This window comes from Myxococcus sp. XM-1-1-1 (assembly GCF_020037095.1).
Taxonomy (GTDB): domain Bacteria; phylum Myxococcota; class Myxococcia; order Myxococcales; family Myxococcaceae; genus Myxococcus; species Myxococcus fulvus.
In genome coordinates, this window is sequence record NZ_JAIQDH010000003.1 from 78,699 (window position 1) to 104,088 (window position 25,390).

The window sequence follows — 25,390 nt, forward strand, 5'->3', positions numbered from 1 at the left end:
GGGGCTGAGAGGCCGCTTCAGCGGGGCTCATCGACGGCGCTGCCGGTGGGCGCGCGGATGGTTAGAGGGAGGGCATGGCCCGAAACGAGAACGTCAACGCGTTGTTGCCGGTCGAGGTCGAGTTCCAGAAGGAGAAGGCGTCCGCGCTCAGGCGCACCGGCGAGAAGCTGGAGAAGGCGCTCGCGGCGCTGGCCCTCGCGGAGCGGGAGCTGCTGAGTTCCCAGGGGACGGCGCGTGCGGCGCGCCATGCGCGCTACCGGGAGGTCCGCAAGGAGGCGGAGGTCCAGCGGTGGAACCTCATGGTGCAGCGCGAGGCGTGCGGCATCCGGAACAACCGGGAGCTGGACCTGATGTACCCGATGCCGCCGCTGGTTCGCGAATGACTCGGGCGGCTCAGGGCGTGGAGCGCCAGGCGGCGACGGCGAGCAGGGCCCAGCCGGCGAGGAATCCCAGGCCGCCCAGGGGGGTGATGGCGCCCAGGGCACGCACGCCGGAGAGCGCGAGCGCGTAGAGGCTTCCGGAGAACAGGAGGATGCCCACGAGCATGGCCCAGCCCGCACCATTGAGCAGGGGCGCGGGGCGCAGGGTGCCCAGCAGGCCGACGGCGACGAGGCCGAGCGCGTGGTACATGTGGTAGCGCGCGCCGGTCTCGAAGATGACGAGCAGGTCCGGGGAGAGCCGGGACTTGAGGCCATGGGCCCCGAAAGCTCCCGCCGCCACGGACAGGAACGCGTTCACAGCACCCAGGACGAGCCACCACCGCATCATCGTGCGCCTTTCATCGAGAGTCCGACTGGTGCACGCTACACCGGCAGTTGATGGAGCGTCCCGGCCGACGTGAACTCCGGGCCGCTCATACTCCGCATGACATCCCCCAATTTCGTTCCTTCCTCCAAGCCTCTCCCCTTCGAGCTGCGTCCGTCGTCCATCCAGGGCACGGGCGCCTTCGCCACGCGCCGCATCCGCAAGGATGAGCGCCTCATCGAGTACGTCGGTGAGCGCATCAACCAGGCGGAGGCCGACCGCCGATACGACGACGAGGCGATGGGCCGCCACCACACCTTCCTGTTCAACCTGGACAGCAAAACGGTGCTCGACGCCGGCACGCTCCACAACGAGTCGCGCTACATCAACCACTCGTGTGATCCGAACTGCGAGGCGCTCATCGACAAGAAGCGCATCTACATCTTCGCCCTGCGCGACATCGCCGTCGGGGAGGAGCTGGTCTACGACTACGCCTACGAGCGCACCCCGGAGATGGATGCGGAGTCCGAGGCGCTGTACGTGTGCCGCTGTGGCTCGCCCAAGTGCCGGGGGACCATCCTCGCCCCGGTGAAGCCCGCTCCCGCGAAGAAGAAGTCCGTGAAGAAGAAGTCTGGTGCGAAGAAGGGGACGAAGTCCGCGTCCAAGTCGCGCTCGGCGAAGAAGCCCGTGAAGGGCAAGACGTCGAAGCCAGCGAAGTCGACGAAGGGCAAGAAGTCCGCGGGTGGTCGCAAGCGCCTGGCGGGGTGATGCGTTGGTTTAGAGGCCCGGCGGTGGGCGCCGGGCTTCGCTTTCTAGCGTGAGACTGTCTGACTGAGGGGTGTCGGGGACCCAGCGGCTACAGCCCACAAGCAGTCTCTCCGATCAATTCCCCGATGCTTCCCGGTGTCCAGGGCAACCAGCGACTTGATGCTCCATCCGAGTCGACCAGTTTGCCGTCTTCATAGTAGGCATCGCTGAGATGATGAGTTGCCCGCTCGGTACAGTCGTATTCTTGTTGCGACTTGTAGTTGTTGTAGCGGCCTAGGTTATGGCTTTCCCAACCACGGTACTCCCACCACACCCATGCCTTGCGGTGGGTCTGTGTGACTTTGCGGAACGAGGTTTTGTCGAGGTAGATGGAGTACTTTGATTCCTTTGTTAGAAGCAGCCAGCGATTGCTGGATATACGCTTGGAAGCGTCAAGGAGGCCGAGTTCTCCCTTGAAGAGGCCAATTTTATAGCTGCCGGTTACGTCGGATGTGACTGTGGATATGAGAAGTCCGAATAGACCTGAACTTCTAAGCCGGATGACGAGTCGGGAGAGGTGCGCACCGGAGCCGTCCATGGTGCCGATGCTTTCGGGCACACCATTACTGTTCGCAATGACCACTGCAATGGATGGGCTGAATGATTCGCTAACTGCGACGACAGTGTAGACGTCTCCCTTCTTGCCTTCCGCAGAGAATATATCAGTCCGTCCTCCCGAAGGGAGCGGGGGGTCGTCGTCATTGATCTCGCCGTAGAGGGGTTGATTGGGGGAGATACGGGGATATGCGAGAAGGGCCCTATTGAAGTCAGGTTTGGGTGGGGGCTCTGGTTCACTTGATGCGAGAGCGGTGTCCTGGGGCTGGCTTTGTGGCCGGGGTACTGTAAAGGTAATGCGACCAGGTGGGCTTCCAATCAAAGCTTTCACGTCTCGGATTGGGACCGCAAAGTTCAAGTTCTGCCCATCACGGAGCACTGCGACGCTGACACCAACGACCTCTCCCGAGTGGTTGAGAACGGGGCCTCCACTAGAGCCTTGTGAGATTGGCGCCGTAATTTGAATCCAGCGTTTTCCTTCGTTTCCGCGAAGGGCGCTGACGATGCCTGTTGAAACGGTGTTGGAGAGACCCTGCGGGGCTCCTATGACGAAGATGTTCTCCCCAACAAGTGGCTCGCTTGTCGCGAGATGCAGTGTTTTCGGAGGGCTGGGCATTGCTGGAAGTACCGCCAGGTCGACGTGCGCGCTGAGGCTCTCGGCATAGTCCGTGACGCCCAAGAGCTGTTCTTCCGAGTCGTAGACTTCGGCGCGCGCAGCGTTCTCGACTACATGTGCATTGGTAACGACTCTGCCACCCTCGACAAGAAATCCGCTTCCCAAACCGAGAGGAGCGCCTTGACTGTCATAGGTCTTGATGGTGACGACGCCAGGAGCAACGAGCTTGATGGTTTGAGGAAGGCTTGTGCTCGGTGCTCCAGCAGGAGTTGTTTCTGTCGGAGGTGGTGTGGCCGCCTCCTCCGTTGGTGGAGTCGACATGCTGGTACACACGAGCAACACGAGTATGGAGACCATGTCCACCCCTCGGTACAATGGTTGCTGAATGGTTGCAGGTTTGGTGGATTTCTTCAAGATGCCGGTCCCTGTGCGCGCCAAGAGTGACAGCCTGGGACAAAGTCGACTCAGGTCCAAGTGACACGACTTCCCCACGCTCATTCAGTCTGGTTTGGACGGATGGCTGTGCTTGAGCTTGAAGATGGCGCCAATGCTCCTGCAGATATTCATAGTTTGTGGGAAGGGCGGCAGGTGTCTCACCTCTCTAGAGGCGGTGCTACTTTAGCCTACGGCCCCTGGGGCCGACTTGACTGGGGCACGAGTCGAGAGTGACGTACGATGCCCCCGTGAATGCCATCCTGAACTTCCTGCTCACTGAGTCGCCCGAGCCTGTCGTGCTCGATTCCATCGAGTCTTGGTGGCGACGGCATGTGGAACTGGTGTCCCGCTTTCCCGAGCCCGCGGACCTGGCGCTCGCGGGTGGGTTTCGCGCGGACCGGCTCGGCTATGCGTTTGCCTCCGGGTACCACGCCGCGCACCGCTTCCTGTTCCCCTCGCTCCCCGCGGACAAGCCCGTCGCGCTCTGCGCCACCGAGCCCATGGGCGGCCATCCCAACGCCATCCAGACGCGCCTCGAGTCCACCGCGTCCGGCTTCTCCCTCACGGGTGAGAAGGCTTTCGTCACGCTGGGCACGCGCGCGGAGGTGCTGCTCGTCGTCGCGACGGAAGGACAGGATGCGCAGGGGCGCAACCGGCTTCGCATGGTGACGGTCGACGCGAAGCGCGCGGGCATCGTCGTCAGCGAGCTGCCCGAGCTCCCCTTCGTGCCCGAGGTGCCACACGCCGAGCTGCGGCTCGAAGGCGTCGCGGTGGCCGACGGCGAGGTGCTCCCGGGCGATGGCTACACGCGCTATCTGAAGCCGTTCCGCACCGTGGAGGACTGTCACGTCCAACTCGCGCTCCTCGGCTGGCTCATCCAACTGGCGCGGCGCTGTGGCTGGCCGGAGGTCGTGCGCGAGGAGTTGCTCTCTCTCTCGTTGATGATGCGGGGCCTCGCTCAGGCGGATCCGACGGCGGCCTCGACGCATGTGGCGCTCGGCGGTGGACTGGCGCTGGTGAATCGGGCGCTGACCTCCATCGAGCCCTTGTGGGCCCAGGTCGATGCTCCCACCCGTGAGCGATGGGAGCGTGACCGGCGTCTGCTCGGCGTCGCGGGGAAGGTCCGCGCCAAGCGCCTGGAGGCCGCTCGCGTGAAGCTCGCCGGTGGTGCGCCGACACCCGACGCCTGACGCCCCGGCGCTTGAAATAGAAAGACCCTCGGAGCTTCCCTGCCGCCGCAAGGTTGCTCCGAGGGCCCCTCTACCGAGCAGATCCCCCGCTCGCGTCACGACTCACTTCAAGCTCACAGCATGCTGGCGATGTCCTTCACCGGCTGCGGCGCGGCCTCCGTGTTGGCCAGCGCGCCCGCCGCGCCACCCAGGATGAGCGAGGCCGGGTTGATGCGGCCCGTGGTGACGGCGCCGAGCACACCCTCGGCCGCGCCCTTCAGCGTGTTGACATAGCCCTTGGCCGCGCCCTCGAACACGCCCTTCACGCCACCCTCCGAGTTGCCGATGCCCGTCAGCACGTTGCTCACTCCCGGCAGGAACCACAGGTGCTTGCCCGCCTCACCCGCGGCCCACTGGAAGTTGTCCTTGTTGCTGCCGTCCGCCTTGACGTGCGTGTCCTTCGTCTCCGGCAGCTTCTGCTCGCCCAGGAACGAGTAGCCCTTCTCCGCGAAGTCCTTCACCATGCCGGCCTCGGTGCCGTGGCGCGCATCACCGTCCTTGGTGATGCCCTCGATGTTGCCGTCGCCCTTGCCGTTCTTCACCTTGTTGTCCCGGTCCCCACCGTTGGCCGCCTTCGCGCTGTCGATGAACTCCAGCACCTTGGCCAGGCGGAACACCGCGTCCGGGTTCTGCTTCGCGTCCTTCAGGTCCAGCTTCGGGTCGATGCCCGTCTGCTTGCAGAGCAGGTCGAACTTGATGTCCTTCTGACGGCCCAGGTTCTTCAGCGCCGGCGAGTCGTCGACGATCTGCGCCGCCGAGCGCTTGTCCCCGGCCGGACGCTTGTCATTGGCGCTCGGGATGCCCGAGGACTCCGGCTCGGCCTGCTGCGTGACGCGCGGCGTGGTCTCACGGGCCGGAATCATGTCCCGCAGCTGCGGGGGCAGCCCGCGCGGCGCGGGGTTGGCGGTCTCGTGGGGGAGCGTCGGAGAGAGGTTCTGGGCCTCCGGGGGCATCCCGCGAGGCCCGAACTCGGCCGGCCCCGGCAGCGACGGCACCCGCAGGCCCTCCAGCATGTTCGGCGTCATCATCGGCGGCGCCATCGGGAGCCCAAGCTCCGGCGGGAGCGCGTCCAGCGAGGGCATCCCCCTCTGCATCGGCGCGTTCATGGGCGCCAGGGTGTCCATCGCCGGCAGCCCCTGCTGCATCGGCGAGAAGCCGCCCATCGCGGGCAGGCCCTGCTGCGTCGGCGCCAGGGTGTCCATCGCCGGCAGGCCCTGCTGCATCGGCGAGAAGCCGCCCATCGCGGGCAGGCCCTGCTGCATCGGCGAGAAGCCGTCCATCGCGGGCAGGCCCTGCTGCATCGGCGCCAGGGTGTCCATCGCGGGCAGTCCGCCGGCCATCATCGGGGAGAGCTGCGCCGCCCCGGGCAGTCCGCCGGCCATCATGGGCGACAGTTGCGCCGCCCCGGGAATCCCGCCGGCCATCATGGGCGAGAGCGCCTGCATCGCCGGCAGGGCCGCCCCCGACACGTTCGCGAGCGTCTCCATCGCGGGCGCGGCGACCCCCGAGATGTTCGACAGCGCATCCATCGCCCGGGTGCCCCGGCCGCCCAAGGGGTTCTTGCCCTCGAACCCGTCCGTCGGCCGCTGCGACTGTCCGGGCGAGTTGGTGGGGTTGCGGAACTTCGGGTCCGACGCCCCGGGCGAGTTCGTGGGGTTGCGGAACTTCGGGTCCGACGCTCCGGGCGAGTTCGTGGGGTTGCGGAACTTCGTGTCCTGCGGCGTGGGGGCCGGGGTGGGCGTCTTCTTCGGCGGGGTGATCGAGTCGGCCGGGTTCTTGTTCAGCTTCGGGGAGGAGAACGACGGGACCTTGAGCTTGACCATGAGAGCACCTGTTTCAGGACAGCGATGGGGGACCGCTGCGGCGAGGAGTTCGTCGTCTCGCCCGTGCTCTCCCTCATTGCAGCGCGGATGCCAGCCCTTCCGGCTTCGCAACCCCGCGACTTCACTGAGCCGATGCCGCCCACTCGGCCCCCCAGCCGATGACTGCAGACATCAGGGGACTGGCTCCAGTCATCAGCACGCGGTGATCCGCGGGACACCTGGACCCCTGGAAACACGAAGGGCCGTGTTCCCTCGAGGAACACGGCCCAGGTGCCAGGATCGGCGCGTGGCCGGTGCTTCAGTACCGCCCGCCGCCCACCGCGGAGACGATGGCGGAGAGGATGCGGCCCTCGACGCCCCAGACGGCCTTGTTCAGGCCCTTGATGCCCGCGCCGCGCAGGTAGTCCGTGAAGTCGTGCAGCGCCGTGGAGCGCTGCAGGCCCGCGCCGTCCGCCGCGAACAGCAGCGGGGTGCCCGGAGCGCCCGTCAGGCCCAGGTCCGGGCAGGCCTCGGACAGCTTCTGCGGATCAATCCCCGTGGCCGCCGACAGCATCGCCACCGTGAACTTGTGCACCGGCAGCTCGCGCGCGTTCGGCACCTTCTTGAGCACCTTCTCGCGGTCCTTCGGATCCGTCGCGAGCTGCTCCAGCGTCACCTTCGACATCGCGATGATCTGCTCGTTCGTGACCTTCTTGCCGTCCAGGATGGCGCGGCCGAGCAGCGACGCGGGCGTGTCACCCTTGATGGTGACGTCCGCGCCCGGCATGGTCTGCATCCGGTCCCAGATGGCCTTCACGGCCTTGCCCACCTCGGTGTCCGGCCCGCCACGCCACGCGCCCGGCGTGGGCTGCGCGGCCTGGGCCTGCGCCGGCGCCACCAGCTTCGTCTCGAAGGAGCTCAGCTGCGTGTGCCCCACCGCGTTGGCCCGCGCGGGAGCGGCCGTCGGACGCGCCTCCGCCTGCGGCTGGAGCGACGTGGAGGGGTTCGAGGTGACGACGCGGGGACGGCTGCGGATGGGGTCCATGCCTGGGGGAGTCTCCGGAGTTCGACGATTGGGAGGTTATCGCAGGAGTCCGGTAAAGGTTTCCGCCCAGCGAAACTTCACCCGGACGCCATGTGTGACGCAGAGCGTCGAGATGTCGTGGGTCCCCGGACACACCGGGCAGGTCGGCTCGCGCATTCCGCACGACAACCGGCGCGTGAAGCCGTATTCGGGGCGGCATGAAGCGATTCCCCAGCCAGTTCGCAGACCTGCTCACCCCCAAGGGCCGCCGCATCCTGGAGGGCAAGGACAAGGCGGTGGCGGGCGCGCTGCTGGACCCCGCGCGGCGCTTCGTGGCGCTGCAGGGCGTGGTGGACGTGGCGAAGGCCACCGCGTGCCGCGACGCGCTCGACGCGGCGCTGCGCGACCTGGTGGTGCCCATGGAGGACCCCATCCCCGTGGACTCCATCTCCGGGATGACGATGAACTACATGGAGCTCTTGCCCAAGACGGTGCGGGTGCGCACCGCGCTCCTGGAGAACCGGCGCTCGCGCTCCTGGAAGGCGGCGGAGGCGGTGGGGCTGACGGGGATGCTGCGCTCCGACACGTTCGCGGGCTTCGCCGCCGCCGTCAGTGGCCGCGTGCTGCGCCGCAACTGGGGCATCCAGGTGCTGTGCTACGGCCCCGGGGACTACTCCGGGCCGCACAATGACCACCACCCCGAGGAGGCCGAGGCCCGCGACGGCTACGTGGACATGCACCTGAGCCTCACCATGCCCGGGGTGGAGCACCAGTACCTGGTCTACGAGAGGGACCATCACCTGTCGGAGATGGCGAAGGTGAGCACCGTGGGAGGGCTGACCGTGTACCGGCTGCCCTTCTGGCACTACACGACGCCGGTGGTGGCGCGGCGCGGCGCGGAAGGGGAGGCGCGGCGCTGGGTGCTGCTGGGCACGTTCCTGGACGCGGCGCCCAAGGCCCGGCCGGCCTCCGTGGTGGTTCCCCCGGGACAGCCCGGGGGCCGCTCCCCCGTCCGGGTGGCGTGATTCGGACGTGGCGCGACGCCCGCCAGGGGTTAGCTTCGGGCCGACATGAGCCCGACCGATACCGATGCCCTGGCCAATGACTTGCTCGCGTACATCGACGCCTCGCCGACGCCGTACCACGCGGTGCGCGAGACGGCCCGCCGCCTGGAGAAGGCCGGCTATCGCGCGCTGGACGAGCGCGAGTCCTGGACGCTGAAGCCGGGCGAGCGCGTCTACGTCACCCGGGGCGACACCAGCATCGCCGCCTTCCAGCTGGGCACGGCGCCGGTGGACCGCTCGGGCTTCCGGCTGGTCGGCTCGCACACGGACTCGCCCAACCTGCGGCTCAAGCCGAACGCGCAGGTGTCGAAGAACGGCTACCAGCAGCTCGGCGTCGAAATCTACGGCGGCGTCCTCCTGCACACGTGGACGGACCGCGACCTGTCGCTCGCCGGCCGCGTCGTGGTGATGGAGGGCGGCAAGCCCAGGGGCCACCTGGTGGACTTCCGCCGGCCGCTGTTGCGCGTGCCCAACCTGGCCATCCACCTCAACCGCACCGTCAACTCGGACGGCCTGAAGCTCAACGCCCAGGAGCACATGGTGCCGGTGCTGGGGCTGGAGAGCGGCGGCGCGGTGGACCTGCGCGGGCTGCTCGTGCACGAGCTGGCGAAGGGTGGGGTGAAGGCCGAGCCCGCGGACATCCTCGGCTACGACCTGTGTCTCTATGACCTGCAGCCGTCCACGCGCTCGGGCGCGCATGACGAGTTCCTCCATGCCGCGCGCCTGGACAACCTCGCCAGCTGCCACTCGAGTCTGACGGCGCTGTTGACGGGCCCGGCGTCGCGCGAGGCCACCAGCGGCGTCATCCTGTTCGACCACGAGGAGGTGGGCAGCCGCAGCGCGCAGGGCGCCGCGTCCCCCTTCCTGCGCACGCTGCTGGAGCGCCTCACCCTGGCGCACTCGGACGGCAAGCCCGACGCGTTCCACCGCGCCATCGCCCAGTCCTTCCTGGTCAGCGCGGACATGGCGCACGCGGTACACCCCAACTACGCCTCGCTGCACGAGCCCAAGCACCAGCCGCAGATGGGCCTGGGCCCGGTCATCAAGTCCAACGTGAATCAGTCGTACGCGACGGATGGCGAGTCGTGGGCGCACTTCGCCGCGCTGTGCCGCGAGGCGGGCGTGACGGCCCAGCACTTCGTGACGCGCACGGACCTGGGCTGCGGCAGCACGATTGGGCCCATCACCGCCGGGCAGCTCGGCATCCGCACGGTGGACGTGGGCAATCCCATGCTGTCCATGCACTCCATCCGGGAGATGGCGTGCGCCAGCGACGTGGCGGCGATGGTGGCCGTGCTGCGCAGGTTCTTCGCCTAGCAGGCCATGTCCGCCAGCCTTGCGCGCGGAGGTGATAGACCTGGGCCCGTGACCTGGCCACGCGCACGAGGTCCCTGGTGGAGACAGGCGCCCTGGACGCGGGTCCTCTCGCGCTCCGGGGCCTCGCTCGGCCTGACGTCGCCGGGGGCCCGCGCCGCGCGCACCCGGCGCACCCTGTCCCGCGTCTTCCGCTGGCTCAACGTCCCGCGCACCGTGCTGTACGTGGGCCAGCCCGGCGCCTACCGCTGCATCGTCAGCCAGGACACGGAGGGCCGGCGCTACCTCCAGTTCGGCTGGGACAGCGCCTATCAGAGCGTCACGGGGCAGGGCTTCCCGCTGCAGTTGGAGCTCGAGTACACGCAAGGCATGGTGGCCGGCGTGGCCTTCGTGGCGCAGCCCCGGCGCATCCTGATGGTGGGCGTGGGCGCGGGCTCGCTGCCGATGTTCCTGCGTGCCGCGCTGCCCCAGGTCCACATCGACGCGGTGGACTGTGACGCGGAGGTGCTCGACGTGGCCCGGCGCTACTTCGGCCTGCGCGAGGACGCCCAGCTGCGGCTGCACCTGGAGGACGGGCGGCGGTTCATCGAGACGCCCGGGCCCGCGTACGACGTCATCCTCCTGGATGCCTTTGGCCCCCGGGGCGTGCCGCGCTCGCTGGCGACGTGGGAGTTCCTCCGGGCCGTGCGCTCGCGCTTGACGCCCGACGGCGCGGTGGTGAGCAACGTGCACCGCTCCCCCAATCCGCTCTATCCCGCCATGCTCCAGACGTGGCGCGCGAGCTTCGAGCAGTTGCATGCCTTCGATGCGCGCACCACGGCGAACCGTGTGTTCGTGGGGTTGACCACCTCACGCAAGGTCTCGCGTGGCACGCTGAAGGCTCGCGCGGGACCGCTGGCGCGGGCGGCGCGCTTCAACCTGCGCGGGCTGATGACTCGCAGGCTCGAGGACCGCGAGGTCCGTCGCACCGCGGAGCAGGGCCTGCCGTGGCCGCTGACGGCGGGCATCCTGCGCGACTCGGACGAGTAGACGGCGAGGCCTGGTCGTCGATAGGCCCGAGGCCCGCGAGTGCGGACTCAGGCCTCGTGTCGCGAGACCGGGTTGGCGGCCCTCCGTGCGCGGTCGCGAGCCGGAGCCGGCGGTCATCCGTCAGCGGGAGCGAGTCGTCTACGGTGTCGCGTTCAATCGAGCGCCCGAGGTCCGCGGGCGAGGACACGTCGTGTCTCGCGGATGACGAGCCGCCTGAAGTGAAACATTGCAGTCGCTCGCCCCTGCGAGATGTCGCGGGTCGGGAAAGACACATCAGGGTCCGAATTGGCCGTCTGGACAGTGCTCAGCCAGTTGGCTGAGTCTCTCACCGCCGTTCGTCGCAGTGCCGTCTCAACCCCCTCACAACTGGAGTGGTCCATGCGAGTCCACGGAGTGTCGGCAGCGCTGATGATGAGTCTCTTCACGGTGGGCTGCGGTGGCGTCGAAGCAGAGGCACCGACGGACGTGGCCGCGGAGAGCCAGCAGCAGGCCCTCTATGACGGCTGCGCCCCCGGGGACACGGGCTATCCCGTCTGGGAGTGCCTGTCGCTCGACGAGTGTGGTGGCCGCTGGGGCAACCAGATGCGCTACTACTGCTACACGCCGGGCGGAGGCATGTACCTGGGCAGCGTCATCACCTCGAACTGCGCCGAGTGTTATTGACACGGCTCCCAGGAGCCCGGGCATCCGCGTGACGCGGGTGCCCGCTCCAGGCTCACGACAGCGTGCGCGTCAGCCGCTGCTCGCGGGCCTCGCTCAACGTGGTGACATCCAGCAGCGCCGCCACCTTCTCCTGCGCGGAGAGGGGCTCTGCATTGTCCCCCAGCAGCTTGCGCCGCGCGGACTCCAGTGCCGCGGGCGTCGTCGTCTCCGCGAGCCCCGGCTGCGACTCCAGCAGCGCCACGTGCAGCGCGTGGGTCTTCGCGTCGGTGAGCACCCGCTCGATGGCGTCCGGCACCGGCTCCACCCCGTGCTCCTCGGTGATGGCCTGCGCGCGCTCCACCACCTCGGGCGGCTCGGTCTCCTCGGGCATCAGGAACAGCCCCCGACGCGCCGCCCACAGCCCCAGCGACGCGCGCGCCGTCAGCACCGTGAGGGGCACCGCGAGCAGGAGCCCCACCACCACCGGCATCAGCCACGCCACCAGCGCCGTGGACACCAGCGCCGCCACCGCCACCATCGCCACGCCCACCGCCATGTGCGCCACGTGCCGCCGCGCCGCCTCGGACCAGGGCAGGTCCGCGTCCTCGCGCTGCTGGCTGGACCAGTTCACCCGGTAGCCCAGCAGCGTGCCGAACACGAAGTGCGACTGGAACAGCATCATCACCGGCGCCAGCAGCGACGCGAGCACGCTCTCCGCGAGCACGCTGAGGATGAGCTTCCACCTTCCGCCCATCCGCGCCGCCTCGCCCTTCTTGAAGAGCGCCAGCGTCAGCCCCAGGAACTTGGGCGCGAACAGCATCCCCATCGACACCGCGAACAGGCGCAGCGCGCCCGGCGCGTCGAACGCGAGCGCGGGGGACTCCAGCGTGGACACGTCCAGGAGGAAGCGGTCGTGCAGCGCGGCCACCAGGCCCGCGGTCAGGAACAACAACCACAAGGGCGAGGCCGCGTACGACATGACGCCCATCAGGAAGTGGCCCCGGCTGAGCGGATGCCAGCCCCCCGCCATCACCAGGCTCAGGTGCTGCAGGTTTCCCTGGCACCAGCGCCGGTCCCGCTGCGCGTACGCGAGCAGGTTCGGCGGGGGCTGCTCGTAGCTGCCGCCCAATTCCGGCACCAGCCACACCGTGTAGCCCGCGCGCCGCATCAGCGCCGCCTCGACGAAGTCGTGGCTGAGGATGTGGCCGCCGAAGGGCTGCTTGCCCGGGAGCACCGGCAGCCCGCAGTGGTTGATGAAGGCCTCCGTGCGGATGATGGCGTTGTGGCCCCAGTAGTTGGACTCGCCCAGCTGCCACGCCGCCGCGCCCGCCGCCACGACGGGGCCGTACACCCGGCCGGCGAACTGCTGCAGCCGGGCGAACAGCGTGGTGCGGCCCACGTTCAAGGGCGGCGCCTGGAGGATGCCCGCGCGCGGGTTGAGCTCCATCAGCCGCGCCATCTTCACCAGCGTGCGGCCATCCATCAGGCTGTCGGCGTCCAGCACCACCGTGAAGTCGTAGCGGCGTCCCCACCGCTCACAGAAGTCACCCAGGTTGCCGGCCTTCTTGCCCGTGTTGTCCGTGCGCCGCCGGTAGAAGATGCGACCCTGTCCGCCCACCCGACGGCACAAGTCCGACCACGCCAGTTCCTCGGCCACCCACGCCTCGGCGCGCGTGGAGTCGCTCAGCACGTAGAAGTCGAACGCGTCCAGGTGCCCCGTCGCCGCCACCGACTCGTACGTGGCCTGCACGTTGGCGAACACCGCCGCGGGGTCCTCGTTGTGGATGGGCATCACCACCGAGGTGCGCGACACCAGCGGCTGCGACTCCTCCTCCGGCGTGGGGTAGCGCAGCCCGGGCATCCGCGAGGCGAGGGCCAGCTGGAGGAAGCCCGCCACCGCCGTGAAGAACGACAGGGCAATCCATCCGAAGCACAGCGCGAAGAGCCCCACCAGCACCACTTCCGGCACCGACGTCCCTTGAGCGCTCAGCAGGCGGTGCATCTCGCACGTCCCCACCACGGTGGTGACGGCCGCCAGTCCCAGCACTCCGGCGCGCCGGTAGCCGGCGCTCTCGGGCGAAAACGAGTGGGCTTGCATCGCGAGGCTCCCCAGGCCCGCCTCAGGGCGAGGTGGACATGCCCGCCGTGGCGCCACGCCACCAGCGGCGCAGCATCTCCCCGAACGGGTTGAGCACCAGCTGCTGCTCGGGCATCACCGAGCTGACCTGCGCGGGTGCCGGCACCGGCACCGCCGCGCGCACCGCCCGGACGAAGTCCTCCGGCGCCGCGGGACGGGTGAGCAGCCGCGCGCCCCGGCTCGCGCCGTCGCACAGCACGAAGGCCGCACGGCCCCGCGACAGCAGCCCCGGACCCGAGTGCTCCAGTCCCAGCACGCCCGACAGCCACGTCTCCATCCGGGCCCGGGCCAGCGCCACCGCCGCCTGGGGCTGGGCCCCGTGCGCGCCGAAGCCGTCCAGCACCCACGCCGCCAGCGCGGAGAGGTCCGCCTCGGCGGTGAAGCCGAAGCCCTTGAAGAAGGTATCGAGCGCCGCGCGAGCGCGCGGGCCGGCCCACACGGTGGTCGGGACGGAAGGGCAGGTGGTCAGTGTCGTCACGGAATCCACAGGTAGCTCCAGGTCTCGGTGAGGGTCTCCGGGCCGCGCTTGAGGAACGCGCGCAGCTCGGTGGGAACGGGGGAGGAGGGATGCAGCTCGAAGGTGGCGCGCCAGCCGCCGGTGGGCGTGTGGCGCGTGGCGATGGGGCGCAGGACCTTGCCCGAGGAGGCGCTGACGACCAGCTCCACCGGGACGTCGTCCTCCGCGAAGTCGGGCAGCGCCGCGAAGTCGATGATGAAGCGGCGCATGGGGCGCGCGTCCTTGAGCCGGGCGCCCTTCCACGAGTCGCCCGCGTCCACGCGCGTGGCGACCACCGTGGAGCCCGTCACCGGCCAGGGCGAGTGCGCGCCCCAGTGCAGCTTGTACGCGACCTTCAGCGAGTCCCCGGGGCCCAGCGTCTTCCTCGGGACCCAGAAGGCGACGATGTTGTCGTTCGTCTCGTCCGGCGTCGGCAGCTCCACCAGCCGCACCACGCCCGGACCCCAGTCGCCCACGGGCTCCACCCACGCGGAGGGCCGGCGCTCGTAGTGCGCCTCCAGGTCCTCATAGTGGGCGAACGTGGTGTCGCGCTGCAGGACGCCGAAGGCGCGCGGGCTCTCCACCTGGAAGCTGGAGACGTTGATGCGCTCGGGGTTCTGCAGGGGCCGCCAGAGCTGCTCGCCCGCGCGCGTCCAGACGAAGAGGCCGTCCGAGTCGTGCACCTCCGGGCGGAAGTCGTCGTAGTCGCCGCGGTCGTTCTCGCCGAACAGGTACATGCTCGTCAGCGGCGCCACGCCCAGCTCCGCCACGGCCTTGCGCGCGAAGACGGTGGCCTCCACCTCCATCACCGTGTTCGCCCCGGGGATGATGGTGAAGCGGTAGGCGCCCGTGACGCTGGGGCTGTCCATCAGCGCGTGCACCACCACGCGGTCCGCGCCGGGCGCGGGCTTCTCCAGCCACAGCTCCCTGAAGTCGGGGAACTCCTCGGGGCGCGACGTCGCGGTGTCGATGGCGAGCCCGCGCGCGGACAGGCCATACAGGCTGCCCCGGCCGAGCGCGCGGAAGTAGCTGGCGCCCTGGAACACCACCAGCTCGTCGAACACGTCCTCGCGATTGAGCGGGTGCGACAGGCGCATGCCCGCGAAGCCATCCGCCTTCTTCAGCGGACCGGGCTTCACCAGCGGGCCGTAGGTGAACAGCTCCGGGGAGAAGGCGAGCGGCCGGGCCTTGCCCTCGGCCACCTCGTGCATCACCACCGGGAACTGGAACGAGCGGCCCGGGTGGAAGAACTGCGCCTGGAAGGGCAGCTTCGCGTCACGCCAGCGCGCCTTCTCCGGGCGGTAGCGGATGTCCCGGTACGCGTCGTAGTCGAGCGATTTGTAGGACTCCGGCAACGTCGACACCGGCGCCTCGTACGGCCGCGCCGCCTTCTGCCGGGCCAGCTCCACCACCGTGTCCGCGGAGAACGTCTGGGCGCCGCGCGTCTGGGCCGCGGAGGCTGGAGTCGCCGCGCACGCCGTGCCCGCCGTGGCCACCATCGCCGCGCCCAGCCACCGCACGCACACCGCGCGCATCCCGCCCTGCCTGTTGCTGTCCGACGTCACGCCTGCTGCCTCCAGGAGACCGAGGGGGCGGGCGAGCCTCAGACTGCTTGGAGCTCACCCGGTTCCGCCGCTCCGAGAGGCCTCCTCGGTGCGGCGCGTCAGTCCTGGAGCAACCCGCGTACCAGCCCGCGTCGGAGGGCCTGGATGCTGGAAATTCTTCAGGAATCCCAAGCGCTTCCTCGGAGGGACTCGTTTGAGCTCAATGAAACTGGGGGCTTGTGATGGCCTTCTTGGACACCGGGTGGGGAGGCCCGGAGAGTCGCTGGGGAATTGAAGGACAGCCGGCGAGTGAGCCTGTCCGATTCTTCCACAGGTGGACAGTGACCCGGATCAGGCGCGGGCCAGTCGTTCCTGCACCAATGACAGCAGTTCGCGTCCCGCGAAGGGCTTTTCGATGTGGGGACTGGTGACGGTTTCGAGGAAGGCGCGGGCCTGGGGGGTCACCGCACCGCCGGTGAGGAAGATGACGCGGCGGGCTTGCTCCGGATGGCGCTTCATGAGGGTGGAGTAGAAGTCCATCCCGCTCATGCCGGGCATCATCAAGTCGCAGAAGACGACGTCGTAGGACTCGCCGGCCTCGATGCGCTCCAGCGCGTCCTGTGCGCGTGTCGCCAGGGTGACATCGTGGTGGGGGCGCAGGGTGCGGCCCAGGGCGGTGCAGACCAGGGGCTCGTCGTCGACGACGAGCAGCCGGCCGCGCTTCTCCACCGGCGCGGCGGGCTCGGGCCGCGGCGCGGGCGGGGCGGGCTCGACGCGCACGGGCTCCGCGGAGGGCAGCAGCACGCGGAAGGTGGAGCCCCGGCCCGGAGCGCTGCGGACCTGGATCTCGCCGCCGAGCGCCGTCACCAGGTTGTGGCAGATGGACAGGCCCAGGCCGGTGCCCACGCCTGGGGCCTTGGTGGTGAAGAACGGGTCGAACAGGCGCGGCAGGTGCTCGGTGGCGATGCCCACGCCCGTGTCCGTCACCTCCACCAGCACGCGGCCGCCCTCGCCCAGGCGCGCGCCCACGCGAATCTCGTGGCGGTCCGGCGCGCCCTCGGGGATGGCCTGCGCGGCGTTGACCAGCAGGTTGAGGAACACCTGGCCCAGCCGCGACTCGTTGGCGCGCACGGGGGGCACGTCCTCGAAGAGCTTCACCAGCCGCGCGCGGTGGCGGATCTCCGTGGTGGCCAGGTTCAGCGTGGACTCCAGCACCGCGCGCACGTCCACGACGGAGTCCTCCACCGAGTCCACCCGGCTGAAGGTCTTCAGGTCGCGGACGATGGTGCGCACGCGCTCGGCGCCCTGCTGGGCCTCGGAGAGCGCGGCCTGCGCGTCCGACAGCGCCTCCGACAACGACGCGTCCACGCCGGGGGCGGGCACGCGCGCGAGCTCCTCGCGCGCGAAGGCGAGGTTGGCGGTGAGGTACGCCAGCGGGTTGTTGATTTCGTGCGCCACGCCCGCGGCGAGCGTGCCCACCGACGCCATGCGCTCGGCGAGCATCAGCCGGGCCTGCATCTGGTGGCGCTCCGTCAAATCATGCGCCACGGAGACGATGGAGTCCTCGCCGTCGAAGTGCAGCGGGAAGGTGGTGGACTCCACGTGGAGGATGCCGCCGTCGCGGCGCACCATGCGCCTTTCCTGCAACGCGTTGCGGCCGGTGCGCAGGGCCTCGTGCATGCGCGCGTCCGCGGAGGCGAAGTCCTCGGGGGGAATCATGTCGGAGATGTGCTTGCCGACCAGCTCCTTCACGTCCGAGTAGCCCAGCGCGCGCGCCACCTTGAGGTTGGCGTAGCGCACGCGCGCGTTGCGGTCGAACACGGCGACCAGGTCCGGCAGGCTCTGGATGAGGGTGCGGAAGCTCACCTCGGAGCGGCGCACCTCCTCCTCCGCCTGTTTTATCGGCGTGATGTCGGGGAAGAACGAGATGACGTGCGGCTCGCCCGCGTAGGGCACCAGGCCCATGAAGAGCAGCGTGTGGCGCACCTCGCCCGTGCGCGTGTGGTACTGGGCGTCCACCCCGCGCACCGAGCCGTGCCGGCGCAGCCGCTCCATCACCTGCGCGCGGTCGATGGGGCGCTCCCACAGGTGCAGGTCCACCGTCGTCTTGCCCAGCATCTCCTCGCGCGTGTATCCGAAGGCGCGGAAGTACGCGTCATTGGCGGCGACGACCTTGCCCTCGCCCAGCGTGGTGATGGAGGTGGGCACGGGGCTGACGGCGAGCATGGTGTCGCGCAGCTCGTCCCCGAAGGGCACCCCCATCCGGGACTCGCGCCGCGCGTACCTGCGCTCGGCCATGTCCAGCCGCACCCGCAGCTCCTCCAGGTCCGGGGGCCAGGCCAGCACCTCGTCGGCGCCGTCCTCCAGCGCCGGCTCCAGGGCCCGCAGCGCGCCGCGGCGTCCCACGAGCAGCACCACGGCGGACGCGCCGCCGGGCAGGCTGCGCAGGGCCCGCACGAGCGGCATGCGCGAGCCACTCTCGCGTGCATCCAGCACCACCAGTGGGCAGGGGCCGGCGCGCCATGCCGCTGGCACATCCACGTCCCTGGAGACGTGGACCACCGTCATGCCCCGCTCTTCCAGCAGGGTTTCCAGTGGCGACAGGTCCGCCCCTCCCTGAGCGACTATCAGGACCCGCATGGGACTCCTCGCATTGCAAACGGCCATCGTTGCACGAGCCCTCCGGTTGTAAAAGTGCGCCGAGGGTCTAGTTTTCCAGGGCAACCAAAGCCTCGCGCCCGGCGGGCTGTTAGACTGCGGGACGACGGGTGGATTCGAAGCACGGGGGGGTGGTCATGGAACGGCGGGGCTCACAGGACGTGGTGACGGTGGGGCGCAGGGCGCAGGTGGCCGTCTGCGTGCCGCGGCGCAACTTCGAGGGGCTGTTCGTGCACGCGCTGAAGCCGTCCGGGGCGTTCGCCCAGTCCCTCAAGGACATCGGCTACGACGAAGAGGACCTGCAGGAGTCCTATCCGCTCACCGTGTGGCGCGCCGCGCTAGGGGTGGCGCGGCGCTTCGTGTGCGCGGGGCAGACGCCGGAGGCGGCGAACCGGGCCCTGGGGCTGTCCTACGTGGAGGGCTTCGCGCAGACGCTGGTGGGGCGCATCTTCGCCACGGCGGCGCCGCTGCTGGGCACGGAGCGGTGCCTGACGCGGCTGCCCACGTACCTGAAGGCGGGCCGCGAGGACATGCGCATGGAGCTTGCGCCCGTGCGCGAGCGCGAGTGGTGCGTGCGGGTGGTGGACGCGGACCCGCTGCCGGACTTCGTGGCGGGCGTGGTGGAGGGCGTGCTCCTGCGCACCCGGGTGACGGCGCGGGTGGAGGTGCTGGAGCGCGCCCCGGCGGGCTACGCGCTGCGGGTCTGGTGGGAGGAGCCGCGCGCGACTAGTTGAGGTAGCGCTTGGTCGCGGGCGCCACCACGAGGCTGGGGGTGCCCGGGCTGGACTTGGGCGAGGGGCGCGGCGACGTGGGCCGGACCTGGAGCCAGCGGCCGATGACGTCCAGCAGCCCGTCGAAGGCGTCGCGCAGGGCCCAGGCGCGGTCGTCGGAGTCCTGCAGGCCGGCGCAGCGTGACAGGCCGTCGCGCAGGGCGCGCTGGGCGCCGGGGAAGGCCTCGCACGTGGCGATGAGCTTCTCGGCGGTTCGCGCATAGAGCCGGTAGCAGCCGTCCACGTCGCCGCGGTTGTACGCGGGCGCGCCGGCGTTGATGGCGTGGCCGAGCGTGGTGGCGATGGACTCGAGCGCGTCGGTGTTGGCGCCTTCCAGCAGGCTCAGCGGGTGGCGTGGCACCTGGCGCACGCGGCTGGCGCGGCGGCGCGGCGTCTCCAGCGCGGACAGGGGCAGGCTTCCGGCGCCCTGCAGGAGCGGCAGCAGGTAGCGGGTGGGGATGACCAGGCCCAGCGAGCGGCCGTTGGCGAGCGCCGCGGTGGCCACGCCCACCACGCCGCCTCGCAGGTCGAGCACCGGACCGCCGGAGAAGTCGTCGGGGAGCGTGCGGGTGAGCTCCAGCAGGGTGAGCCAGTCGCCGAGCACCTGGACGGCCCGGACCTCCTGCGAGCGGACCTCCGGTGCGGGGCTGGCGGTGGCCCGCAGGACATAGACGGTGTCCCCCTCGCCGGGCAGGCAGACGGGAGCCAGGTCGAGCGGCGGGGCGAGCTCGGGGACGGGCAGTCGCAGCACGGCCAGGTCGCGGCGGTCATCCATGGCGACGACCTGGACCACCTCCGTGCGCGTGCCGTCCGCCATCACCGCGTGAATCTCGCGGGCGCCGGCGACGGCGTGGAGGCTGGTGACGAGGTGTCCCTGCCCGGTGGCGACGAAGCCCGAGGCGGGGCGTCCATCGACTTCCAGCAACACCAGGGAGGGCGAGGCGGAGAACAGCGCGTCACGGGGGGGGGATTTGTCGACGACTCCCTCGGCCATAAGGCCTCCTGCGTCGCGAGGCTGGGATGGGCACCGGGCCGGGTGCCGCCCTCGCGCGCTCGATTGTACCCCCGTTGTATCAAGCCGCTCGGCCTCCACCCAACCGGGGAGGGCTCGCATCGGTAAACAGCTTCACTTGTCTGTGGCGTTGGAGTGTCGGGTCGTTAAACCTCCGACCCGAAATGCACAAGACCCACCTCGTAGGCGCGCGCACCCACAACCTCAAGGACCTCTCCGTCGACCTGGCGGAGGGGGAGCTGGTCTGCATCACCGGAGTCTCGGGCGCGGGCAAGTCGAGCCTGGCGCTCGACACGCTGTACGCCGAGGGACAACGGCGCTTCGTGGAGAGCTTCAGCCCGTATGCCCGGCAGTTCCTCGAGCGGCTGGAGCGGCCGCCCATGGAGGCGCTGGAGCCGGTGGCGGCGGGCGTGGCGGTGGACCGTCGGGCGCCGGTGAAGAGCTCGCGCTCCACGGTGGCGACGCTGGCGGACGTGGAGCCGTACCTGTCCGCGCTCTTCACGCGCGAGGCGATGCCCGTGTGTCCCGCATGCGGGGTGGAGGCGGTGCGCACCGACGCGGGCGTGGCGGCCCGCGCGCTGGTGGCCGAGTCCCCGGACGCCGCGGCGCTCATCGCCTTCCCGCTGCGCATCCCCGACACGGCGTCGTTCCTGGACGTGCGCGCGCGCCTGTTGAAGGACGGCTACCACCGGCTGGTGGTGCAGGGCGAGGTGCGGGAGCTGGAGTCGCTCAAGCCCTCGGAGGCCACGGATCCGGCGGGCATCGCCCGCGTGGTGGTGGACCGGGTGAAGCTGTCGTCGTCGCAGGTGGGGCGGGTGACGCAGGCGCTGGAGGACGCGTGGAACCGCGCCGAGGGCGAGGCGGTGGTGCTGTTGCCCGGCGCGGAAGCGAAGCGGGTGCGCCGGGGCCTGGTGTGTCCGAAGTGCGCGCGCGAGTTCGAGGCGGCGCGGCCGGGCCTGTTCAGCTACCAGTCGCCCGTGGGCGCGTGTGCGGCGTGCCGGGGCTTTGGCCGCACCATCGGCATCGACTGGGACAAGGTGATTCCCAACCCGGCGTTGAGCCTGTCGCAGGGCGCCATCCGTCCGTGGTCCGGCGCGTCGACGGAGTGGGAGCGCGGCATGCTCCAGCGCTGGTGCCGCGAGAAGAAGATTCCCCTGGATGCGCCCTGGTCCTCGCTGACGCCGGCGCAGCGTGAGTCGGTGCTGGAGGGCGCGGGGGACTACGACGACGGCCGCGCGTATCCGGGCGTGCGCGCGTGGTTCCGGTGGATGGAGGGGCGCACGTACAAGATGCACGTGCGCGTGCTGCTGGCGCGCTACCGGGCGTATTCGCTGTGCAAGGACTGCGGCGGCGCGCGGCTCAACGAGCAGGCGCGGGCCTACCGCGTGGGCGGGTTGGACCTGCCGGGGTGGCACGGGCTGGAGCTGACGCAGGCGCTGGCGCGGCTGGACGCGCTGGGCACGACGACGGGGCAGGGGGAGCTGGCGCGGCGCGAGCTGGCCGGACGCCTGCGCTACCTGCAGCGCGTGGGGCTGGGCTACCTGACGCTGGACCGGCAGGCGCGCACGCTGTCCGGTGGCGAGGCGCAGCGCGTGTCGCTGACGGCCGCGCTGGGCACCTCGCTCACCGGCTCGCTCTTCGTGCTGGATGAGCCCACCGTGGGGCTGCACCCGGGCGACGTGCCGCCGCTGACGGAGGCCATCGCGGAGCTGGCGGAGCGCGGCAACATCGCGCTCGTCATCGAGCATGACCCGCTGGTCATCCGCTCCGCGCACCGCGTGCTGGAGCTGGGGCCGGGCGCGGGCCGCGAGGGCGGCGAGCTGTGCTTCGACGGTCCTCCCGAGGCGCTGGCGAAGCGCAAGGACCTGCCCACGGGCCGGCTGCTCGCGGGTGGAGCCGAGACGAAGCGGGCGCCGCGCGAGCGGACCGGTGAGCTGGTGGTGAAGGGCGCGCGCGAGCACAACCTCAAGGCGCTGTCGGTGAAGGTGCCGCTGGGCGTGCTGTGCGCGGTGACGGGGCCGAGCGGCTCGGGCAAGAGCACGTTGGTGGACGAGGTGCTCTACCGGCACCTGGCGCGGCGGCTGGGCGTGAAGGACGTGGAGGCCCCGGGCGCGGTGGACGCGCTGGAGGGGGCCGACGCGGTGAATGCCATCACCTTCGTGGACCAGTCTCCGCTGGGGCGCACCTCGCGTGGCAACGCGGCCACGTACACCAAGGCGTGGGACCGGCTGCGCGAGCGCTTCGCCGCGGAGCCGGACGCCGAGGTGCGCGGCCTGACGCCGGCGCACTTCTCCTTCAACGTGGACAAGGGGCGCTGCGAGGCGTGCTCGGGCGAGGGCTACGAGACGGTGGAGATGCAGTTCCTCGCGGACGTGGCCCTGTTGTGCGCGGTGTGCCGGGGCCGGCGCTTCAAGGAGGAGGTGCTCGCCGTCCGACACCAGGGCTTCAGCGTGGCGCAGGTGCTGGAGATGACGGTGGCGGAGGTGCTCCAGCACTTCGGGAGCGACGCGGCCCTGCAGCGCGCGCTGGGGCCGGTGGCGCGGTTGGGCCTGGGCTACCTGCCGTTGGGACAGCCTCTGTCCACGCTGTCGGGCGGCGAGGCGCAGCGGTTGAAGCTGGCGCGGGCGCTGGCCAGCGAGGCGAAGGGCGCGCTGTTCCTCATCGACGAGCCGAGTGCGGGCCTGCACGCGGAGGACGTGCGTCACGTCATCGACGCGCTGCACGCGCTGGTGGACAAGGGCGCGAGCGTCATCGTGGTGGACCATGACGTCGCGGTGATGAAGGCGTCGGACTGGGTCATCGACCTGGGGCCGGTGGGCGGCAAGGACGGCGGGCGGCTGGTGGCCGAGGGCACGCCGGAGTCGGTGGCGCGCGGCGAGGGCGCGACGGCGGTGGCGCTCCGGGGCGAGCGCAAGCCCCTGGGCCGCGTGGTGAAGGCGCGGCGGCCGGGCAAGGACGCGGCGCCCGCCATCGAGGTGGAGCACGCGCGCGAGCACAACCTCCAGGACGTGTCCTGCAAGATTCCCCTGGGGAAGATGACCGTCGTCACGGGGCCGAGCGGCTCGGGCAAGAGCTCGCTCGCGTTCGACGTGGTGTTCGCGGAAGGGCAGCGGCGCTTCCTGGAGACGCTCAGCCCGTACGCGCGCCAGTTCCTGCCCACCATGCCCCGGCCGGACGTGGAGCGCGTCAGCTCCATTCCGCCGAGCGTGGCGCTGGAGCAGCGCACCTCGCGCGCGGGCGGCACCAGCACGGTGGCCACCGTCACCGAGGTGGCCCACTACCTGCGGCTCTTGTTCGCCAAGCTGGGCGAGCCGCACTGCCCCAACGACGACACGCCCATCACCTCCACGTCGCCGGAGGTGTTGTTCGCGCAGCTCTCCCAACTGAAGGGGGATGGGACGGTGCTGGCGCCGGCGGTGCGCTCGCGCAAGGGCACGTACCTGGATGTCTTCGCCGCCGCGGCGCGCGCGGGCATCACCACGGCCATCGTCGACGGACAGCTGTCCTCCACGGACGACCCGCCGCGCCTGGCGAAGACGCGCGAGCACGACATCGACCTGGTGATGCACGAGGGCAAGCTGTCGAAGCTGCCCCGGGACGTGTTCGACAAGGCGCTGGGCTGGGGGCAGGGCGCGCTCAAGGTCCGGACGGCGAAGGGCGAGACGCTCCTGTCCACCGAGCGCACGTGCCCCAAGTGCGGCACGGCGGTGCCGGAGCTGGACCCGCGCTGGTTCTCGTTCAACACCAAGCAGGGCCGCTGCGAGTCGTGCGAGGGCACGGGTGTGAAGGGTGGCCCCGAAGCGCAGGCCGAGGGCGAGACGGCGCCGTGCCGTGAGTGTGGCGGCAGTCGACTGGCGCCGGTGCCTCGGGGCGTGCGCCTGGAAGGAGCGCGCTACCACGAGGTGGTGCAGCAGTCCGTGGCGGCCTCGCTGGCGCGGGTGCGGGGCTGGAAGTTCAAGGGCGACCGGGCGCTGCTCGGCGAGCCGTCGCGGCAGGAGTTGCTGCGGCGCATGGAGTTCCTGGAGCGGGTGGGCCTGGGCTACCTGTCCCTGGACCGCAACGCGGCCACGCTGTCGGGTGGGGAGATGCAGCGCCTGCGGCTGTCGGCGCAGCTGGGCGCGGGGCTCACCGGCGCGATGTACGTGCTCGACGAGCCGACCATCGGCCTGCACCCGCGCGACACGCACCGGCTGCTCGACAACCTGCGCGCGCTGGTGAACACCGGCTCCACGGTGCTGGTGGTGGAGCATGACTCGGACACCATCCGCGCGGCGGACCACCTGCTGGATTTGGGCCCGACGGGCGGACGCGGCGGCGGGCGCATCCTCGCGGAGGGACCTCCGGACGTGGTGCTCCAGGGCGAGTCCCCCACGGCGCTCGCGCTGCGGGCGTCCCAGGTGCGGCCTCCCTCCGGACGTGGGGAGCCGAAGCAGTGGCTGGAGCTGAAGGGCGCGCGGGCCAACAACCTGAAGCGCGTGGACCTGCGGCTGCCGGTCGGCCGGCTCAACGTCGTCAGCGGCGTGTCCGGCTCGGGCAAGAGCACGCTGATTCGACAGGTGCTGTACCCGGCGCTGCGAGAGGCGCTGGAGCTGGTGTCCTCGCGGCCCGGACCGTTCGACTCGCTCAAGGGCGTGGAGGCGGTGAAGCGGGTGATGTCGGTGGACCAGTCGCCCATCGGCCGCACGCCGCGCTCGGTGCCCGCGACGTTCCTGGGCATCTGGGACGAGCTGCGTCGGGCCTTCGCGGCGACCCCCGAGGCGAAGATTCGCGGCTTCTCCGCCGCGCGCTTCTCCTTCAACACTGCCAGCGGTGGGCGGTGCACCGCGTGCGAGGGGCAGGGCTCCATCTCCCACGAGATGTCCTTCCTCCCGGACGTGGTGACGCCGTGCGAGGCCTGCGGGGGCGCGCGCTTCGACGCGGCGACGCTTGAGGTGCGCTACCACGGGCTGTCCATCGGCGACGTGCTGCGGCTGTCCGCGGACGAGGCGAAGGACGTCTTCCAGAACCTGCCCAAGGTGGCGGCGCCGCTGCAGTGCCTCGCGGACCTGGGCGTGGGCTACCTCCAACTGGGCCAGGGCTCCAACACGCTGTCCGGCGGTGAGGCGCAGCGGTTGAAGCTGGCGGCCGAGCTGACGGCGTCCTCGCGGCACGAGCCCACGCTCTACGTGCTGGACGAGCCCACCACGGGCCTGCACGTGGGCGACGTGGAGAAGCTCATCACCTTCATGGGCCGGCTGGTGGACCGCGGCGACACGCTGGTGGTCATCGAGCACCACCCGTCGGTCATCGGCGCGGCGGACCACCTGGTGGAGCTGGGGCCCGAGGGCGGCGAGGAGGGTGGCCACATCGTCGCGGCGGGCACGCCTCGCGAGGTGGCGAAGCTGAAGACGGCGACGGGCCGGGTGCTGCGCTCGCTCTTCACGGGCGAGGAGGCCCCGTCATCGCGACGTGGCGCGTCGGGGGGACGGCGGTGATTGTCACGGACAGGACAGAAGGGCGTGAAACGGGGCCG

Annotated in this window: 18 protein-coding genes; 9 read left to right on the forward strand and 9 right to left on the reverse strand. The window is 70.4% G+C overall.

What is annotated here, in order from left to right; all coding sequences use genetic code 11:
• Positions 1-74: 74 nt before the first annotated feature.
• Positions 75-383 carry a hypothetical protein gene (locus K8640_RS08015; protein WP_141326453.1) on the forward strand — a complete coding sequence of 103 codons (309 nt, stop codon included), beginning with the start codon at positions 75-77 and terminating at the stop codon, positions 381-383.
• 10 nt (positions 384-393) lie between these two features.
• Here the strand turns inward: K8640_RS08015 and K8640_RS08020 are convergent, their stop codons facing one another.
• Positions 394-768 carry a DUF423 domain-containing protein gene (locus K8640_RS08020; RefSeq protein ID WP_141326455.1) on the reverse strand — a complete coding sequence of 125 codons (375 nt, stop codon included), beginning with the start codon at positions 766-768 and terminating at the stop codon, positions 394-396.
• Positions 769-864: 96 nt separating this feature from the next.
• Here K8640_RS08020 and K8640_RS08025 point away from each other — a divergent pair, with 96 nt between their 5' ends.
• Positions 865-1,512, forward strand: a complete 648-nt coding sequence (locus tag K8640_RS08025) for an SET domain-containing protein (protein WP_223746531.1) — start codon at positions 865-867, stop codon at positions 1,510-1,512.
• An 88-nt stretch (positions 1,513-1,600) separates the two neighbouring features.
• Here K8640_RS08025 and K8640_RS08030 read toward each other — a convergent pair whose 3' ends face one another.
• Positions 1,601-3,079, reverse strand: coding sequence for a S1C family serine protease (locus K8640_RS08030; RefSeq protein ID WP_223746532.1), 1,479 nt, complete (start codon positions 3,077-3,079; stop codon positions 1,601-1,603).
• Positions 3,080-3,405: 326 nt separating this feature from the next.
• Between K8640_RS08030 and K8640_RS08035 the strand changes: the two genes are divergently transcribed.
• Positions 3,406-4,347, forward strand: coding sequence for an acyl-CoA dehydrogenase family protein (locus K8640_RS08035; protein ID WP_223746533.1), 942 nt, complete (start codon positions 3,406-3,408; stop codon positions 4,345-4,347).
• Positions 4,348-4,460: 113 nt separating this feature from the next.
• Here the strand turns inward: K8640_RS08035 and K8640_RS08040 are convergent, their stop codons facing one another.
• Together K8640_RS08040 and K8640_RS08045 are read right to left on the reverse strand one after the other, a co-directional pair.
• On the reverse strand, positions 4,461-6,209 hold the full coding sequence (locus K8640_RS08040; protein ID WP_223746534.1) for a hypothetical protein: 1,749 nt from the start codon (positions 6,207-6,209) through the stop codon (positions 4,461-4,463).
• Between the two features lie 298 nt (positions 6,210-6,507).
• Entirely contained in the window at positions 6,508-7,233 is a 726-nt protein-coding gene (locus K8640_RS08045) for a hypothetical protein (protein ID WP_223746535.1), read from the reverse strand.
• A 197-nt stretch (positions 7,234-7,430) separates the two neighbouring features.
• Here K8640_RS08045 and K8640_RS08050 point away from each other — a divergent pair, with 197 nt between their 5' ends.
• The 4 genes from K8640_RS08050 to K8640_RS08065 all read left to right on the forward strand — a co-directional run bounded on the left by K8640_RS08050 (position 7,431) and on the right by K8640_RS08065 (position 11,282).
• Positions 7,431-8,237 (forward strand): hypothetical protein, encoded by an 807-nt coding sequence (locus K8640_RS08050; RefSeq protein WP_141326464.1) that lies wholly within the window; start codon positions 7,431-7,433, stop codon positions 8,235-8,237.
• A gap of 45 nt (positions 8,238-8,282) precedes the next feature.
• Positions 8,283-9,593 (forward strand): M18 family aminopeptidase, encoded by a 1,311-nt coding sequence (locus tag K8640_RS08055; protein ID WP_223746536.1) that lies wholly within the window; start codon positions 8,283-8,285, stop codon positions 9,591-9,593.
• 48 nt (positions 9,594-9,641) lie between these two features.
• On the forward strand, positions 9,642-10,619 hold the full coding sequence (locus K8640_RS08060; protein WP_223746537.1) for a spermidine synthase: 978 nt from the start codon (positions 9,642-9,644) through the stop codon (positions 10,617-10,619).
• A 378-nt stretch (positions 10,620-10,997) separates the two neighbouring features.
• Complete coding sequence (locus tag K8640_RS08065; RefSeq protein ID WP_223746538.1) at positions 10,998-11,282, forward strand: hypothetical protein; 285 nt, start codon at positions 10,998-11,000, stop codon at positions 11,280-11,282.
• A 52-nt stretch (positions 11,283-11,334) separates the two neighbouring features.
• Here the strand turns inward: K8640_RS08065 and mdoH are convergent, their stop codons facing one another.
• From mdoH to K8640_RS08085, 4 genes are all read right to left on the reverse strand, one after another.
• Positions 11,335-13,359, reverse strand: a complete 2,025-nt coding sequence (gene mdoH, locus K8640_RS08070) for a glucans biosynthesis glucosyltransferase MdoH (RefSeq protein WP_223746539.1) — start codon at positions 13,357-13,359, stop codon at positions 11,335-11,337.
• A gap of 22 nt (positions 13,360-13,381) precedes the next feature.
• Positions 13,382-13,876 carry a hypothetical protein gene (locus K8640_RS08075; protein ID WP_223746540.1) on the reverse strand — a complete coding sequence of 165 codons (495 nt, stop codon included), beginning with the start codon at positions 13,874-13,876 and terminating at the stop codon, positions 13,382-13,384.
• The gene (locus tag K8640_RS08080) at positions 13,873-15,429 is read right to left on the reverse strand and encodes a glucan biosynthesis protein (protein ID WP_223746906.1); all 1,557 of its coding nucleotides are present in this window, start codon (positions 15,427-15,429) and stop codon (positions 13,873-13,875) included. The genes K8640_RS08075 and K8640_RS08080 overlap by 4 nt, the downstream gene beginning before the upstream one ends.
• 360 nt (positions 15,430-15,789) lie before the next feature.
• Positions 15,790-18,006: a PAS domain S-box protein gene (locus K8640_RS08085; RefSeq protein WP_223746541.1), complete on the reverse strand. Its 2,217-nt coding sequence runs from the start codon at positions 18,004-18,006 to the stop codon at positions 15,790-15,792.
• Between the two features lie 227 nt (positions 18,007-18,233).
• Between K8640_RS08085 and K8640_RS08090 the strand changes: the two genes are divergently transcribed.
• The gene (locus K8640_RS08090) at positions 18,234-18,830 is read left to right on the forward strand and encodes a DUF2378 family protein (RefSeq protein ID WP_223746542.1); all 597 of its coding nucleotides are present in this window, start codon (positions 18,234-18,236) and stop codon (positions 18,828-18,830) included.
• Here the strand turns inward: K8640_RS08090 and K8640_RS08095 are convergent.
• Positions 18,823-19,860 carry a serine protease gene (locus tag K8640_RS08095; RefSeq protein ID WP_223746543.1) on the reverse strand — a complete coding sequence of 346 codons (1,038 nt, stop codon included), beginning with the start codon at positions 19,858-19,860 and terminating at the stop codon, positions 18,823-18,825. The genes K8640_RS08090 and K8640_RS08095 overlap by 8 nt on opposite strands.
• 182 nt (positions 19,861-20,042) lie before the next feature.
• Here K8640_RS08095 and uvrA point away from each other — a divergent pair, with 182 nt between their 5' ends.
• Complete coding sequence (uvrA, locus tag K8640_RS08100) at positions 20,043-25,352, forward strand: excinuclease ABC subunit UvrA (RefSeq protein WP_223746544.1); 5,310 nt, start codon at positions 20,043-20,045, stop codon at positions 25,350-25,352.
• Positions 25,353-25,390: the final 38 nt, after the last annotated feature.

Coding starts and splice junctions, on each gene's coding strand:
- K8640_RS08015 (WP_141326453.1), top strand. CDS start 75: ATGGCCCGAAACGAGAACGTCAACGCGTTGTTGCCGGTCGAGGTCGAG.
- K8640_RS08020 (WP_141326455.1), bottom strand. CDS start 768: ATGATGCGGTGGTGGCTCGTCCTGGGTGCTGTGAACGCGTTCCTGTCC.
- K8640_RS08025 (WP_223746531.1), top strand. CDS start 865: ATGACATCCCCCAATTTCGTTCCTTCCTCCAAGCCTCTCCCCTTCGAG.
- K8640_RS08030 (WP_223746532.1), bottom strand. CDS start 3,079: ATGGTCTCCATACTCGTGTTGCTCGTGTGTACCAGCATGTCGACTCCA.
- K8640_RS08040 (WP_223746534.1), bottom strand. CDS start 6,209: ATGGTCAAGCTCAAGGTCCCGTCGTTCTCCTCCCCGAAGCTGAACAAG.
- K8640_RS08045 (WP_223746535.1), bottom strand. CDS start 7,233: ATGGACCCCATCCGCAGCCGTCCCCGCGTCGTCACCTCGAACCCCTCC.
- K8640_RS08050 (WP_141326464.1), top strand. CDS start 7,431: ATGAAGCGATTCCCCAGCCAGTTCGCAGACCTGCTCACCCCCAAGGGC.
- K8640_RS08055 (WP_223746536.1), top strand. CDS start 8,283: ATGAGCCCGACCGATACCGATGCCCTGGCCAATGACTTGCTCGCGTAC.
- K8640_RS08065 (WP_223746538.1), top strand. CDS start 10,998: ATGCGAGTCCACGGAGTGTCGGCAGCGCTGATGATGAGTCTCTTCACG.
- mdoH (WP_223746539.1), bottom strand. CDS start 13,359: ATGCAAGCCCACTCGTTTTCGCCCGAGAGCGCCGGCTACCGGCGCGCC.
- K8640_RS08080 (WP_223746906.1), bottom strand. CDS start 15,429: ATGCGCGCGGTGTGCGTGCGGTGGCTGGGCGCGGCGATGGTGGCCACG.
- K8640_RS08085 (WP_223746541.1), bottom strand. CDS start 18,006: ATGACGGTGGTCCACGTCTCCAGGGACGTGGATGTGCCAGCGGCATGG.
- K8640_RS08090 (WP_223746542.1), top strand. CDS start 18,234: ATGGAACGGCGGGGCTCACAGGACGTGGTGACGGTGGGGCGCAGGGCG.
- K8640_RS08095 (WP_223746543.1), bottom strand. CDS start 19,860: ATGGCCGAGGGAGTCGTCGACAAATCCCCCCCCCGTGACGCGCTGTTC.
- uvrA (WP_223746544.1), top strand. CDS start 20,043: ATGCACAAGACCCACCTCGTAGGCGCGCGCACCCACAACCTCAAGGAC.